General features: G+C 63.6%; 14 protein-coding genes and 1 riboswitch. Of the genes, 8 read left to right on the top strand and 6 right to left on the bottom strand.

Annotation, left to right across the window (positions count from 1 at the left end):
* Positions 1-75 precede the first annotated feature (75 nt).
* From moaA to KQ659_RS18660, 8 genes are all read left to right on the top strand, one after another.
* The gene (gene moaA / locus KQ659_RS18695; RefSeq protein WP_216691038.1) at positions 76-1113 is read left to right on the top strand and encodes a GTP 3',8-cyclase MoaA; all 1038 of its coding nucleotides are present in this window, start codon (positions 76-78) and stop codon (positions 1111-1113) included.
* A 72-nt stretch (positions 1114-1185) separates the two neighbouring features.
* Positions 1186-1452 carry a hypothetical protein gene (locus KQ659_RS18690; protein ID WP_216679694.1) on the top strand — a complete coding sequence of 89 codons (267 nt, stop codon included), beginning with the start codon at positions 1186-1188 and terminating at the stop codon, positions 1450-1452.
* A gap of 27 nt (positions 1453-1479) precedes the next feature.
* A complete protein-coding gene (locus KQ659_RS18685) occupies positions 1480-1983 on the top strand; it encodes an alpha/beta hydrolase (protein WP_235726929.1) in 504 nt (167 codons plus the stop codon).
* A 220-nt stretch (positions 1984-2203) separates the two neighbouring features.
* Positions 2204-3364 (top strand): MFS transporter, encoded by a 1161-nt coding sequence (locus tag KQ659_RS18680; RefSeq protein ID WP_216679696.1) that lies wholly within the window; start codon positions 2204-2206, stop codon positions 3362-3364.
* Positions 3365-3537: 173 nt separating this feature from the next.
* Positions 3538-3915, top strand: a complete 378-nt coding sequence (locus KQ659_RS18675; protein ID WP_216679697.1) for a cupin domain-containing protein — start codon at positions 3538-3540, stop codon at positions 3913-3915.
* A 7-nt stretch (positions 3916-3922) separates the two neighbouring features.
* Positions 3923-4714, top strand: a complete 792-nt coding sequence (locus KQ659_RS18670) for an SDR family oxidoreductase (protein WP_216679698.1) — start codon at positions 3923-3925, stop codon at positions 4712-4714.
* Between the two features lie 40 nt (positions 4715-4754).
* Positions 4755-6326, top strand: a complete 1572-nt coding sequence (locus tag KQ659_RS18665) for an MDR family MFS transporter (protein WP_226915729.1) — start codon at positions 4755-4757, stop codon at positions 6324-6326.
* An 81-nt stretch (positions 6327-6407) separates the two neighbouring features.
* Positions 6408-6632: riboswitch (cobalamin riboswitch) on the top strand.
* A gap of 145 nt (positions 6633-6777) precedes the next feature.
* A complete protein-coding gene (locus KQ659_RS18660) occupies positions 6778-7164 on the top strand; it encodes an acyl-CoA thioesterase (RefSeq protein ID WP_216679699.1) in 387 nt (128 codons plus the stop codon).
* Positions 7165-7284: 120 nt separating this feature from the next.
* Here KQ659_RS18660 and KQ659_RS18655 read toward each other — a convergent pair whose 3' ends face one another.
* From KQ659_RS18655 to KQ659_RS18630, 6 genes are all read right to left on the bottom strand, one after another.
* On the bottom strand, positions 7285-8463 hold the full coding sequence (locus tag KQ659_RS18655; RefSeq protein WP_216691039.1) for a putative sulfate/molybdate transporter: 1179 nt from the start codon (positions 8461-8463) through the stop codon (positions 7285-7287).
* Between the two features lie 82 nt (positions 8464-8545).
* Complete coding sequence (locus KQ659_RS18650) at positions 8546-9523, bottom strand: alpha/beta fold hydrolase (RefSeq protein WP_216679701.1); 978 nt, start codon at positions 9521-9523, stop codon at positions 8546-8548.
* 141 nt (positions 9524-9664) lie between these two features.
* Positions 9665-10759 (bottom strand): tartrate dehydrogenase, encoded by a 1095-nt coding sequence (locus KQ659_RS18645; RefSeq protein ID WP_216691040.1) that lies wholly within the window; start codon positions 10757-10759, stop codon positions 9665-9667.
* Positions 10760-10968: 209 nt separating this feature from the next.
* Positions 10969-12123: a glycerate kinase gene (locus KQ659_RS18640; protein ID WP_216691041.1), complete on the bottom strand. Its 1155-nt coding sequence runs from the start codon at positions 12121-12123 to the stop codon at positions 10969-10971.
* Positions 12124-12208: 85 nt separating this feature from the next.
* Positions 12209-13537, bottom strand: coding sequence for a cation:dicarboxylate symporter family transporter (locus tag KQ659_RS18635; RefSeq protein ID WP_216685857.1), 1329 nt, complete (start codon positions 13535-13537; stop codon positions 12209-12211).
* A 194-nt stretch (positions 13538-13731) separates the two neighbouring features.
* On the bottom strand, positions 13732-14637 hold the full coding sequence (locus KQ659_RS18630) for an AEC family transporter (RefSeq protein ID WP_216679705.1): 906 nt from the start codon (positions 14635-14637) through the stop codon (positions 13732-13734).
* Positions 14638-14653: the final 16 nt, after the last annotated feature.

Here is a 14653-nt window from a genome sequence, read left to right as displayed (position 1 = left end):
GAACACCTTTCCTGCGTCCGGGGTTTACCACAAGCCGGCAGTCTTACGTACAGCCGGACAAAATTGGTGATAAACGTGCTTCCATCCCTACTCTCGCCGGCCGCGCCGGCCGTTACGCCCCTTTTCGACCAGCATGGCCGGCCGCTGGAATACCTGCGCCTGGCCGTGACGGACCGCTGCAACCTGCGCTGCTTCTACTGCATGCCCGAAGAAGGCATTAAGTACATGCCCAAGCACGAGCTGCTGAGCTACGAGGAAATGCTGCGCCTTACGGGCCTGCTGGCCGGCTTGGGCGTGCGCAAAGTGCGCCTGACGGGCGGCGAGCCCTTCGTGCGGCGCGACCTGGTACCGTTCATGGAGCAGCTGGCCCAGCTGCCCGGCATCGATGATATCAGCCTGACCACCAATGGCGTGCTTACCGCGCCGCACGTGCCGGTCCTGGCCCGCCTGGGCGTGAAGGCCGTGAATCTCAGCCTCGATACGCTGGACCGCGAGCGGTTCTTCCAGATAACGCGGCGCGACGAGTTGCCCAAGGTGATGGAAACCTTTCACGCCCTGCTGGAGGCCGGCATTCAGCTGAAAATCAACGCTGTGGTGATGGACGGCCAGAACATCGACGACCTCATTCCGCTGGCCGCCCTTAGCCGCGACCTGCCCGTGGATGTGCGCTTCATCGAAGAAATGCCCTTCAACGGTGGCAGCCACGCCGCCGGCCCTGCCTCGCTGCCCTGGAACCACATTCGCATCCGCCAGCACCTGGAGGCCCATTTCGGCGAGCTGACGCCCGTGGCCATGCCGGCCGGGGCCACGGCCTCGGAATACCGCATGGCCGGGCACCGGGGCACGGTGGGCATCATTGCGGCCTACTCGCGCACCTTCTGCGGCACCTGCAACCGCCTGCGCCTCACGGCCGAAGGCGGTATCAAAACCTGCCTCTACGACCAGGGCGTGCTCGATACCCGCGCCCTGCTGCGCGGCGGCGCTTCGGATGCGGAAATTGTGGCGGCGCTGTCGGCTGCGTTCCGCTACCGGGCGGCCAACGGCTTCGAGGCCGAGCGGCAGCGGCCGTTGCACCAGCTCAGCTTCGAGAGCATGGCCACGATTGGGGGGTAAAAGGTTTTTGGGCCAACGGGTTTTACCTTGGCGGCCCCGAAGGCAAGTGCTTCCATAGAAAGCAGCCCGCTGATGATGAAAGTTGTGCTTATTGTGCTTAGCGTGGTGGTGGCGCTGTACTTACTGCTGTGCGGGGCACTGTATTTCAAGCAGGAAAAGCTGCTGTTTGCCCCCACGCACTTGCCGGCCGGCTATCAGTTTCGTTTTCCCGGCCCGTTTGAGGAGCGGTGGACGACCGCTGCCGATGGCACCCAACTGCACGGCCTGCTTTTCAAAGCGCCTGATTCCAAGGGCCTGATATTCTACCTGCATGGCAATGGCGGCGCGCTCGACAGCTAGTGTAACGCGGCTGCCACCTACACTGCGTTGCACTACGATGTGTTCCTGCTCGACTACCGGGGCTATGGCAAAAGCGGTGGTACCATCACAAACCAGGCCCAGATGCTGGCCGATGTGGATATTGTGTATCAGCAGCTGCGGCCCGAATACCCCGAAAACCGTACCATTGTGCTGGGCTACTCCCTTGGTACCGGGCCGGCCACCTGGCTGGCCGCCCGCCGCCACCCGAAGCTGCTGATTTTGCAGGCTCCGTACTTTAGCATGCGCGACATGGCGGCGCGGCTTTATCCGTTTGTGCCGGCCCTCGTTTTGCGCTACCCCATGGCCACCAATGAGTTGATTGGCCGGGTGCGTCCGCCCATCGTGCCGTTTCATGGCGACCGCGACGAGGTGATTGACTACAACTCGACGTTGCGGCTGAAAGCGTTGCTCAAGCCCACCGACAAGCTCATTGTGCTGCCCGGCGCGCGCCACAACGGCATGACCGACAACCCACAGTATCAGCAGAAGCTGGCAAAGCTCCTGAAGTAGTCGCAGTGGCCGTTTTCAAAGCCAATCAATTGGCAACAATTCACTGATTGTCAAATATTTTTGCAGTAAATCGCCGGCGGGAAGTTTTGCTGGCGTATAAACTGTGCTTTTATAATACAGGCAACTTCGCGGCGCTGGCCGGCGTTGGCTAAGCTTGTAATTTGCCGAAATCGGGACCCCGGTTCCGGCGGATTACCGCTACGCTATTCGGATGATGAACATGATTTCGCTACCGCCGGCCACCGGCTATATTTCCCGCAAAACCCACCGCTTGGCCGTAGGGGTACTATTTTTCCTGTTGGGCCTGTGCTTTGCCAGCTGGGCGTCGCGCATTCCGAGCGTGCAGCAGGCAATGGGCATTTCGGAGGCGGCGCTGGGCGGCGTGCTGCTGGCCATTCCGCTAGGGCAGCTGGCGTCATTGCCGCTGGCGGGCTGGCTGGTGGCCAGGCAGGGCAGCCGCCGGGTGGTGCTGTGGGGCGTGGTGCTCTACGCCACGGCGCTGCTGGGGCTGGGCTGGGCCAGTAGCCTCTGGCAGCTGCTGCCGTGCCTGGTGCTCTTCGGCGTGGGCGGCAACCTCACCAATATTTCGGTGAATACCCAGGCCGTGGGCGTGGAGCGGCTTTATAAGCACAAGCCCATTATGGCCTCCTTTCATGGACTGTGGAGCCTGGCGGGGTTTGTGGCGGCGGCCGTGGGCTCGTTTATGATTGGGTACGCGGTGCCGCCGGGTGTGCATTTTATTTTTATTTCCCTGTTTATTCTGGCCGGACTGGTGGTGAGCGCCGGCTACATCGTGCGCGAGGATTCGGGCGTCGACCCCGACCAGCCCATCTTCGTGAAGCCCGATAAGGAGCTGCTGGGCCTGGGGGCCATTGCCTTCTGCGCACTCATCTGCGAGGGAGCCATGTTCGACTGGAGCGGGGTGTATTTCAAGAAGGTTATTCAGGCCGACAAGGCCTGGGTGGGCGCGGGCTACACGGCCTTTATGAGCACCATGGCGCTGGGCCGTTTCGGGGCCGACTGGCTGGCTCACCGCCTCGGGCCGAAGCGTGTGATTCAGCTCAGCGGCCTGCTCACGGCCACCGGGCTGAGCATTGCCGTGGTCTGGCCCACGCTGCCCACGGCGCTGCTGGGCTTTTTGCTGGTGGGTTTCGGCACGTCGGCGGTGGTGCCGCTGGTGTACTCGGCGGCGGGCAAGTCGACCCATATGTCGGCCGGGATGTCGCTGGCGGCAGTTTCTACGATTGGCTTTTTCGGGTTCCTGCTGGGGCCGCCGGTCATTGGCTTCGTGGCGGGCGCAACGAGTTTGCGGGTGTCGTTCGCGCTGATTGCCGTGATGGGGCTGTGCGTGTCGGCGGTGGCGAGCCGGGTGCGGGTGTAGGCTTTCTAAGTGATAAGTGAAAGCCGGAAGAAACGTCATGCTTAGCTTGCCGAAGCATCTCTACCGCGCAACTAATTCCAACATTTAGGTTAGTATTGAGGTAGAAATGCTTCGACTGCGCTCCGCTTGCTCAGCATGACGTTCTAATAAATCCCACTCAATTCACATACCCAATGGAAAACCCCCAAACAGTCACCAAATACACCTGGGACGACATGCCCAAAGAGCAGGTGACCGACCAGCTTTCGCGCCGCCTCATCACGGGCGACAAGATGATGCTGGCCCACGTTTACCTCAAAAAAGGCTGCATCGTGCCCCTGCACCAGCACCACAACGAGCAGATTACCTACATCCTGGAAGGCGCGCTCCGCTTCTGGATTGGTTCCGAAGATGCCGAGCCCATCGTAGTTGGCGTAGGCGAGGTGCTGCACATTCCGTCCAATGTCTGGCACAAGGCCGAGGCCATCGAAGACACGCTTGATGTGGATATTTTCAGCCCGCCCCGCCAGGACTGGTTGGATAAATCGGATGATTATCTGCGCCTGAAATAGCCCGATTATGGACCTCGGAATAAAAGGAAAAATTGCCCTGGTAGCTGCCGCTAGCCAGGGCCTTGGCCGCGCCGTGGCCGAAGAGCTGGCCGCCGAAGGCGCGTCGCTCATCCTCTGTGCCCGCCACGATGCGGCGCTGCAGGAAACCTGCGCCGCCATCGAAGCCGCCCACGGCGTACCCGTGCTGGGCTTGGCCACCGACGTGGCCGACCCCGCCGCCGTGGCCCGCCTCGTGGAAGCCGGCCTGGCCCGTTTTGGCCGCATCGATATCCTGGTGACCAACGCCGGCGGCCCGCCCGCTGGCACCTTCGATACGCTGAGCGCCGAGCAGTGGCAGGCTGCCACCCACCTGCTCCTCACCAGCGTGGTGGAGCTGACCCGCGCCGTGCTGCCCGGCATGAAAGCCCAGGGCTGGGGCCGCATCCTCAACATCACGTCCATCTCGGTGAAGCAGCCGGTGGCCAACCTGATGTTGTCCAATAGCCTGCGGGCGGCCGTAACGGGCATGGCCCGCACGTTGGCCACGGAGGTGGCAGCGCAGGGCATCACCGTAAACAACATTCTGCCCGGCTACACCCGCACCGAGCGCGTAGTGGGCCTGGCCGATGCCACGGCCGCCCGCGAGGGCATTTCGGCCGCCGAGGCTACGGCCCGCTGGGAGCAGGAAATTCCCATGCGCCGGCTGGGCGAGCCCCGCGAGTTCGCCGCGCTTGCGGCCTTCCTGTGCTCGGAGCGGGCTAGCTACATCACCGGTACCTCCGTGCCGGTGGATGGCGGGTGGATTCGCTCGTTGTTATAATCTGCCTGACGTTCAGTGAATCCATCAAATTCCCAAAGCTTTGACCGAAGCCCTCACCCACCGCCAGAAGATGCTCACCTTAGCTGGTATTCTGCTGGCCATGTTTTTGGGGGCGCTCGACCAAACTATTGTGAGCACCGCGCTGCCGCGCATCGTGGCCGATTTGCACGGGCTTGACCGGTTTACATGGGTGGCCACGGCCTACCTGGTGGCCAGCACGGCGCTGGTGCCCATTTATGGGAAGCTGGCTGATATGTACTCGCGGCGCACGATTGAAATTGTGGCGGTGAGTATTTTCCTGGTTGGGTCGATGCTGTGCGGGCTGGCGGGCGAGTTTGGGACCTTGCCGCTGCTGGGCGATGGCATGACGCAGCTGGTGGTTTTCCGGGCCATTCAGGGGTTTGGTGGGGCGGGGTTGTTTGCCATGGCCTTCATCATCATTGCCGATTTGTTTGCGCCGGCCGAGCGGGGGCGTTACCAGGGTTTTACGGGGGCGGTATTCGGCACGTCGTCGGTGCTGGGGCCGCTGCTGGGCGGGTTTCTCACCGATAAAGGCACGGGGCTGATTCCCGGCGTGGCGGGCTGGCGGCTAGTGTTCTACGTGAACCTGCCGCTGGGCCTAGTGGCCCTCTGGTTCATCATTACCCAGATGCCGCCGCTGCGCCCGCGCACCGCGCCCAAGCCGTTCGACTTCATTTCGGCAGCGCTGCTCATGGCCGGGTTGGGGCCGCTGGTCATCGCCCTCCAGCTCAACCGCACTCTTTACCCCTGGACGGCTCCGCTCACGCTGGGCATGCTGGCTTGGGCGGTGGTGGCGCTGGGCCTGTTTGTGGTGCGCAGCCTGCGGCACGAAAACCCGATTCTCAACTTCAGCCTGTTCAAAAACCCGGTGTTCCGGTCGGCCAATGCGGCGCTTTTTCTGATGGGCGGGGCGTTTCTGGGCATCATCATTTTCGAGCCGCTGTTTATGGTGAACGTGCTGGGCGAGTCGGCCACGCGGGCCGGGGCCAGCCTCATTCCGCTGTCGCTGGGCGTGGTGTCGGGCTCGCTGCTGGCCGGCCAGATGGTGTCGCGCTTCGGCCACTACAAGCGCTGGATGCTGAGCGGCTTGGTGCTGTTGCTTGGGGGCCTCACGCTGCTGGCCACCATGCCGCCCACCGTGCAGTACCACCAGGTGCTGCTGTACCTGGCCATCTGCGGCCTAGGCCTCGGGCCCACCATGCCCCTCTACACCCTGGCCGTGCAAAACGCCACCGCTCCCGAACTGATGGGCCAGGCCACCTCGGCCAGCCAGTTTTTCCGGCAGATTGGTGGTGCCATCACCGCCTCGGCACTAGGTGCGGTGCTCACCTTTACCCTCACGCACAGCCTGCCGGTGGCCGCGCAGGCCCCCACCGCCCGCCCGTCCGTAGTGGCCGACGGCCCGGCACTGCCCTCGGCCGCTGCCACGGCCAGCGCCAGTCCGGCAGTGCGGGCGGCATTTTCGAAAGCCATTTCCCGGGTTTACCTCTTCAATATTTTTCTGGTAGTGGGTGGGTTTGTGCTCACGCTGTTTGTGCCGGAGCTGCCGTTGCGCAAGAGCAACGAGGGGCCGCCAGTGGCGGAGAAGTAGGGGCGTGACGTTCTTTTATTTGCGTTAATCAGCGGCCCGCCGCTCACGGCGTACCTTTGCCCCGTTGGTTCTCGGTTTGATTTCCTTCAATCAGCGGACGGTTTTTCACCCGGGCTTTGGCCGGGGTAAAGATTAAAAGGGAATCGGGTGCAACTCCCGAACAGACGCGCTACTGTGAATTTCCCGGCCCCGATGGTCGGAGCCGGTGAGCCCCATTGCAAGTCCATTGGCCCGCCGAAACCGGGCTGAGAAGGACGGGGCCCACCCGAAATAAGTCAGGAGACCTGCCGGCCGCCGAGTGATGCTGCCCTCGCGCTTTGGGGCTGGCATCGGCGGTGCCGTGCCGCCGCGCCCAGGGCGCGGCCGGGGTGGCGTGCGGCCGGTGGCGGGCTTTGGCATAGTGGGCTTGAATGCAAACGGAGGCCGTTTTTCACCTCTTTTCCTGCTCCGCATGCTTCTTGCCGACCGTATTGCCCGCGCCGAAACGCGCATCTTCAAAGCCGTGTTTCCCAACACTACCAACCACTACGACACCCTCTTCGGCGGCACCACGCTCATGCTCATGGACGAGGTGGCCTTCATCGCCGCCACCCGTTTTTCACGCCTGAAAATGGTCACAGTTTCCTCCGAGCGGGTCGATTTCACGCACCCCATTCCCGGCGGCTCATTGGTCGAATTGGTGGCGAATATTGAGCACGTCGGCCGCACCAGCCTCAAAGTGCGCGTGGAGCTGTTCGTAGAGCAGATGTATTGCGAAGACCGCCACAAGGCCGTCACGGGCCTCTTCACCTTCGTGGCCGTGGATGAGCACAAGCAGCCCGTACCGATTCTGGGATAGGCGCCCGTCCGTCATGCTGAGCGCAGCCGAAGCATCTCTACCGTGCAAGTAATCAGTTTACTACTGCGGTAGAGATGCTTCGGCTGCGCTCAGCATAACGTTACTATTGGAATAACGCCCCTACTTCCCCAGGCCCACCCAGCCGCGCTGCATGGCATAGTAAAGGGCCGTGCCCACAATCAGCCCCACCAGGTAGCCATACGGCAGCCCGGCGCACAGCAGTCCCACTAGCAGCGCCACCAGCAAATCGGCGCGGCTGCTGCTGATGTCGCGCAGCAGCGTGGCCAGCGACAGCGCTTCGAACAGCAGCAGCACGCCCAGTACCGGCAGCGGGAAAATCTGCACCACATCGGCAAAACCCTGGCTGAAAAACAGGCCCATCACCAGGAAAATACTGCCGTAGATGACCACCGACCCGCCCGTGCGCGCCCCAAACGCATAGTGCCCCACCATGCCGCCCGAGCCGTGGCACACCGGGAAGCCGCCGAAAAACGGGTTCGCCAGGTTCATCAGGGCATAGGTGAAGCTGATTTTCTTAATCGTGAGCGGCTCCCGCTCCGGGAACAAGTCCTGCGCTACCTGCTTGGTAGCCAGAATAGAATTGCCCAGCGAAAGCGGAATCTGGGGCAGCGCCAGTAGCACGGCCCCGGTAAGGATGTCGGCCGACTGGGGCAGGTGCCAGGTGGGCAGGTGCAGGCCCACCGCCTTCTGGGCCGTGGCGAAATCGAGCTTGAACACCAGCGCATACACCACGCCCAGGGTAATAACGATGAGCGCCGCCGGCCAGCGCCGGTTGCCAAACAGTACCACCGTAACCGTGAAAGCCGCCGCCGCCAGCGCGTAGCCGGGCGCGCCATCGGCCCCCACGTACTGCTTTAGGGCCAGCGTACTGAGCTGCAGCGCCAGTCCGAACTGAATGCCGCGTACTACGGCCTTGGGTACCAGCCGCGCCAGCGCATCAATGAGCCCCGTTATCGAGAGGAAAAACATGCTGACCCCAATGGCCAGCCCTCCGCCGAAAATGACGCGCCCCGGAATTTTCTGGGCAATGACCAGCGCCGCAAAAGCCTTGAGGGGCTGCACGGGCATGGGTATGCGGTACCAGAGCCCGGTAAAAACCTGCATCAACCCGAAGAGAATCAGCACCCCGGCACTATCGACCCCCGAAGCGGCGATAACGCCGATGAGCAGCGGCAGGTCGGTGCCGAGGTCGCCAAACGCGCCGGCCAGCTCGTTACGGTCGAAGCGGATGGGCGGGCGAGTAGGGGCAGCGGGCGAGGGCAGGGTTGAAGATTCCACGACGGCAAAGGTCGGGTGTGAAAATTAGCTGTGGCCGGCGCGGCGCTGAATTACCGGCTGTCAGTCTGCCCAGGCGGCCTGTTCAATCCCGAAAAAATGTCTGAAAATGGGCTAGTACCGCCTGGGGCTGCTCCTCGGGCAGGAAGTGGCCGCAGTCCAGGGCCTCGCCCCTCACGGTGGTGGCCTTGGCCTGCCAGGTGGCCACCACGTTCCAGAGGCGGGCCACCGTGCCCCGGGCACCCCACAGGGCCAGGAGCGGGGCCGTCACACGGTGCCCGGCCGCGTCGTCGGCCCGGTCGTGGTCGAGGTCGATGCTGGCGGCGGCGCGGTAGTCCTCGCACACGGCGTGGATGGTGTTCTGGCAGCAGTAGCAGCGCAGGTACTCGCGCAGGGCGTCGGGCGCGATGGCGCCGGGCGTTTTATTCTGCACGGCGAGGTGGTGTTGCAGGTAATAGGTCGGGTCGAAGCCAATCAGGTTTTCGGGCACGGGGGTGGGCTGAATCTGGAAAAACCACCACACGTAGCGCGTCGCGAACTCCTGGTTGGTGTCGGCATACATGGTCAGCGTAGGAGCGATGTCGAGCACGCATACCTTGCGCACGGCACCGGGGTGGTCGAGGCACAGGCGGTGCGCCACGCGCCCGCCCCGGTCGTGCCCGGCCAGAAAAAAGGTGTCGAAGCCGAAGTGCGCCATCACCTCCACCTGGTCCTGGGCCATGCTGCGGAAGGAGTGAGGGCCGTGGTCGGGGCTGCTGGCGGGCTTGCTCGAATCGCCGTAGCCGCGCAGGTCGGGCAGCACCACCGTGTAGTCGCGCGCCAGCTCGCCGGCTATCTTGTGCCACATCACGTGGGTTTCGGGGTGCCCGTGCAACAGCAGCAGCGGCGGCCCGGTGCCGCCCCGCAGTACGTGAATGGTGGCCCCGGACGTAGCCACGGCATGCACCGTGAAGCCCGGGAAAAAGTGCGCTTCCACGCCCGGCGGCATCGGGGCCGGCAGCTCCGGTAGCTGCGCGTACCCTGCTGATTGTGGGGTGTTGGGAGTGCCGAGGGTGGGGGTCATGACAGGTAATGGATTGAGTTCAGGGCCTATTCGCTTTATGTAAAAGCACGGTCATGCTGAGCAGAACGGTCATGCTTCGACAAGCTCAGCATGACCGTTCTTTTTTATTCAAAATAGCAATGCCTTTCCATTAGCCAGGTATCAGCGTTTGGCCAAAGCCGGCTCCGTTTCCAGCGCCCGGCACACGGCCTGGGTCATGTCGGTGGTGGAGCTGGTGCCGCCCAGGTCGCGGGTGCGCACGCGCTGCTCGCGCAGCACCGTTTCGATGGCGTGCATGAGGCGCGAGGCCAGCTCGGTTTCGCCCAGAAACTCCAGCATCAGCTGCACCGACCAGATGCTGGCGATGGGGTTGGCCACGTTCTTGCCCACCAAATCGAAGGCCGAGCCGTGGATGGCCTGAAACAGGCTGGGGTAGCGCCGCTCGGGGTTGAGGTTGGCACTGGGGGCCAGCCCCATGCTGCCCGTGAGCGCCGCCCCCAGGTCCGTGAGGATGTCGCCAAACAGGTTGGAAGCCACGAACACATCCACCGTTTCCGGCTGGCTCACCATGCGGGCCGTCATCGAGTCCACGAGCTGCTGGTCGGTGGCTTGGGCAGGGTAGCCGGCCGCCATTTCCTGGAAAATATCGTCCCAAAACACCATGTTGTGCTGCATGCTGTTCGATTTCGTCACGTTCGTTACCAGCCGGCGGCCGTGCTGTTGGGCGTAGTCGAAGGCAAAGCGCATCACCCGCTCCGTGCCCGCCCGCGTGAACACAATGGACTGCAGCGCCACCTCTTGGGGCCGCTGCCGGTGTACCCGCCCGCCCACGCCGGCGTACTCGCCCTCCGAGTTTTCGCGGATGCACACCATGTCGATGGGGTACTGCTCGGGGTTGCGCAGGGGCGAGGCCACGCCGTCGAGCTGGCGCATGGGCCGCAGGTTCACGTACTGGTCGAAGCCCTGGCGAATGGGCAGCAGCAGGCCCCACAGCGTGACATGGTCGGGAATGGTGGGGCTGCCCACCGGCCCCATCAGGATGGCTTCAAACCCACCTTTCTCCATCTGCTGAAGTCCATCGGCCGGCATCATGGCCCCGGTTTTCTCGTAGTGTTCCGAGCCCCAGCCAAACTCCTGCGTCTCGAAGCGCACGCCGCCGTGCAGCTGCTCCAGCTTGCGGAGCACCTGCCGGCTGGCCGCAATAACTTCCGGCCCAATGCCGTCGGCGGGAAGAACCGCGAGGTGATAGTCTTTCATGAAATGAGAGGTTGAAAGTGGCGAAGGTTGAATGTTAAGGGTTTGGATAGGAAGACGGGTTCTTTCAAACAGTTTGCTAGCTGACCGTCATGCTGAGCTTGTCGAAGCATCTCTACTGCTTCGTTTGGCGCTTTTCAACGAAGCAGTAGAGATGCTTCGACAAGCTCAGTATGACGAAAACGATGTCTTGATAAATTCCCGAAAATGCTCTAAGGCGCTGGCTTGCAGTGAATGCCGCCGTGCGCCAGCAGCCGGCCCAGCAGTGCACCCTGGGTTTCGAGCAGGGCCGGGGTGCGGCGCAGCGCTTCGGCCAGCGGCAGTGGCTCGGGCAGGATGGAGGTGGCGTAGAGTACGTTCGGGTCGGCTAGCACGGCATCAACCTCCAGCAGGGTGCCGCATACCAGTACCACGGGCACCGCGTGGTGGGCGGCCCGCGCCAGCAGCCGGCCCAGCAGCTTGCCCTGCCAGGTCTGGCCATCTACCCGGCCTTCGCCGGTGATGAGCAGGTCGGCGGCTTGCAGCAGCTGGTCGGCCCCGGTCAGCTCCAGTACCCAATCGGCGGCCGAGCTGATGCGCGCCTGCAGGAAGGCCGCCGCCCCGCCGGCCATGCCCCCGCCGGCCCCGCTGCCCGGCAGCTGCTGCACGGCCAGCCCGAACGTGCCCTGGAGCACGTCGGCAAAAGCGCGCAGGCCGGCGTCGAGGTGGGCAATGGCGGCGACATCGGCTCCTTTTTGGGCGGCAAAGACGTGGGCCGCGCCCGTGGGCCCGAAGAATGGATTAGTCACGTCCGTCACCACGCGGCAGCTGACGGCGGCTAGTCGCGGGTGCACCTCGGCGGCGTCGATGCGGCGCACGCGGCCCAGGTGCTCGCCGGTGGGGGGCACGGTGTGCCCGTTTTCGTCGAAAAACCGGTAGCCCAGGGCCGTGGCCAGGCCCAGGCCAGCGTCGTTGGTGGCGCTGCCGCCCACCGTGAGTACGAGGTGGCGAGCGCCGTGGTCGAGGGCGTGGGCCAGCAGTTCGCCGGTGCCCAGCGTGGTGGTGCGGGCAGCGTCGCGCTCCGTGTCGGCCAGCCGCTCCAGGCCCGAGGCGCGGGCCATTTCGACCACCGCGGTGGCCGTTTCGGGCAGCCAGAGGTATTCGGCGCGAATGGGCCGGCACAGCGGGTCGTGCACTTCGGCCGCCACAAATACGCCGCCGAGTACGGCAGCCAGCGTTTCTAGGGTGCCTTCGCCGCCGTCGGCCAGGGGCAACAGCCGGCAATTTGCCGCCGGAAAAGTCCGTTGCAGCCCGCGCCGCAGGTGCTCACACACCAGCGGCGCGGCCAGGGCATCCTTGAACGAGTCGGGGGCAATGAGAATGTTCACGGCGGGGTAAAACGGAGCTTTGAGCGGGGCTGATTCCGTGGGAAAAAGCTGGCAGGCGCGGGGTTGGGCCGAACAGGAAATTCCGCTATGGGCGCGACGTTTCCTGTTCGGCTGCTGCTTCCAGCGCATCCGCTTCGGCCACGGTGCCGAGGTATTCGCCGCTGGTGGGCGTACGGCTGGACTTGCCAAAGGTGAAGCGCCGCATGGGGCGGCCCAGGGCTTCTTCGGCGCGGGCATGGTCGAGGGCACCTTCGTTGTGAGCCAGGAAGATGGTGGCCACGCCGTTGCCAATGAAGTTGGTGATGCTACGGGCTTCCGACATAAACCGGTCCACGCCCAGTAGCAGGGCCAAGCCCTCCACCGGAATCACCTTCATGGCTGTGAGCGTGCTGGCCAGCACCACGAAGCCGCTGCCCGCCACCCCGGCCGCGCCCTTGCTGGTCACCATCAGAATGCCCATCATCGTAATAATCTGGCCCACCGAAAGCTCGACTTTAAACACCTGGGCCAGAAACAGGGTCGCGAGCGAGAGGTAAATCGTCGTACCGTCGAGGTTGAAGGAGTAGCCCGTGGGCACCACTAGGCCCACCACCGGCTGCGCGCAGCCCATGCCCACCAGCTTTTCCATGAGGCCCGGCAGGCCTGCTTCGGAGGAAGAAGTGCCCAGCACAATCAGCAGCTCGGCCTTTATGTACTTCAGAAACGACCACATGCCGATGCGGCAGTAGCGTAGAATAGAGCCCAGAATCAGGAAAATAAACACGGCCATGGTCAAATACACCGTCACCATGAGCTTGCCCAGCGGCAGCAGCGTGGCAATACCATACTTGCCAATGGTGAAGGCCATGCCCCCAAACGCCCCGATGGGCGCCAGTAGCATCACCAGGTGCAGGCCCCGGAATACATACTTGGAGGCCGTTTTCAGCAGGGTGATGATGGGCTTGCGACCGGCATACTTGCTGAGCACAATGCCCATGATGATGGCCACGATAAGCACCTGCAGCGTGAGGTTGTCGGCCAGGAAGTGACCCCACGAAAAATCGCCGGCCCGCTTCGTAAACTCGCCCACCTTCCCAGTATCGAGCTTTTCGGTGCTCACGCCATCGCCGGGCCGCACAAGAGCTGCCACCGCCACCCCAATGAGCAGGGCCAGCGTGGTCACTACCTCAAAGTAAATCAGCGCCTTGCCCCCAATGCGCCCCACCTTCTTCAGGTCGCCCATGGTGCTGATGCCGAGCGTGATGGTGAGGAAAATAATCGGGTTGATGAACAGCTTCACCACGTCGATGAACCGCTTGCCCAAAAACTCCATCTTAACGGCCGTGGCTGGCTCGAAATGCCCCAGCAGCGCCCCGGCCACAATGGCCAGTAGCACCCACAGCGTGAGGTTGTGAAAAATGCGGTTGAATGTCATGGGAGGGGGAGGTTTAAGGTAGGAGGGTATAGGAGGATAGGAAGGCACGAATTTAGAAGAATGTCATGCCGAGCGCAGCCGAGGCATCTCGCTTATGGTAGTAATTCAATCGTTGAAAAAAGATTAGTGGGAGCACGCGAGATGCCTCGGCTGCGCTCGGCATGACGTTCTTTTTACTTTACTCAGTCACCAATTTACTGCAGCCACCAGCCCAGCAGGGCCAGTAGCGGGAGGGAGAGCGGAATGCCCAGCCCCACCATCTGGGCGGCCAGCGGTGGGTCGAGGCCGTAGCGGTCGGCGATGACGGCGGCCGTATTCATGGGGCCGATGGCCGCGCCGAGCAGGCAGATGTTGGTGGCCGGCCCGTGCTGCCGGAGCAGGCCCACGTACACCACCGCCACCACCAGCGGGGCCAGCAGCAGCTTGTAGCCGAGGCCCCAGGCCAGTAGGCGGGCGCGGGCCTGGGGCACCCGCCATTGCAGCTGCAGGCCCACCGCCAGCAGCGCAATCACCGGAAACGGCGAGCTGAGCCGCTCCAGCACGCCGCGCACCAGCGCCGGGTGCCGGTAGCCAAACAGGTGCGCCACCAGCGCCGCCACAAAGGCCAGAAACGGTGGAAATCGCACCACATTGCCCACCATGCCGCGCCACGTGGGCCGCGCCGCGCCGTACCACGAGCCCACCACCACGCCCAGCGTCACACTGATGAGAATGGAGCCGGCCAGGCTCATCACCAGCCCCATGGCCAGCCCGGCGGGTCCGTACAGCATCTCAAAAATTGGAAATCCCACAAACGACACGCTGCTGATGCCGCCCGTGAGAATCAGCGCCCCCACCGTGCCGCGCGCCAACCCCAGCCGCCGCCCCAGGAGGGCAAAAAACACCCAGCCCACCCCAAAAATCAGCCAGGGCATCAGTATCGGCAGCAGCAGCCGGGCTTCGGGCCGCGCCTCGGCTAGGTGCAGAAAGGCCAGGGCCGGGAGCAGCACCACCACCACCAGCTGGTTCAGCACGCCGGCCGCCGTAGGCGGCAGCAGCTGCCAGTGGCGCAGGGCGGCCCCCAGGCCCAGGCACAGCACCAGCAAAACGAGGTTGGTCATGGGGGCAACTTGGGGA

This window comes from Hymenobacter siberiensis (assembly GCF_018967865.2).
In the GTDB taxonomy this organism is placed as follows: Bacteria; Bacteroidota; Bacteroidia; order Cytophagales; family Hymenobacteraceae; genus Hymenobacter; species Hymenobacter siberiensis.
This window is presented reverse-complemented; position numbering and strand designations above follow the sequence as displayed.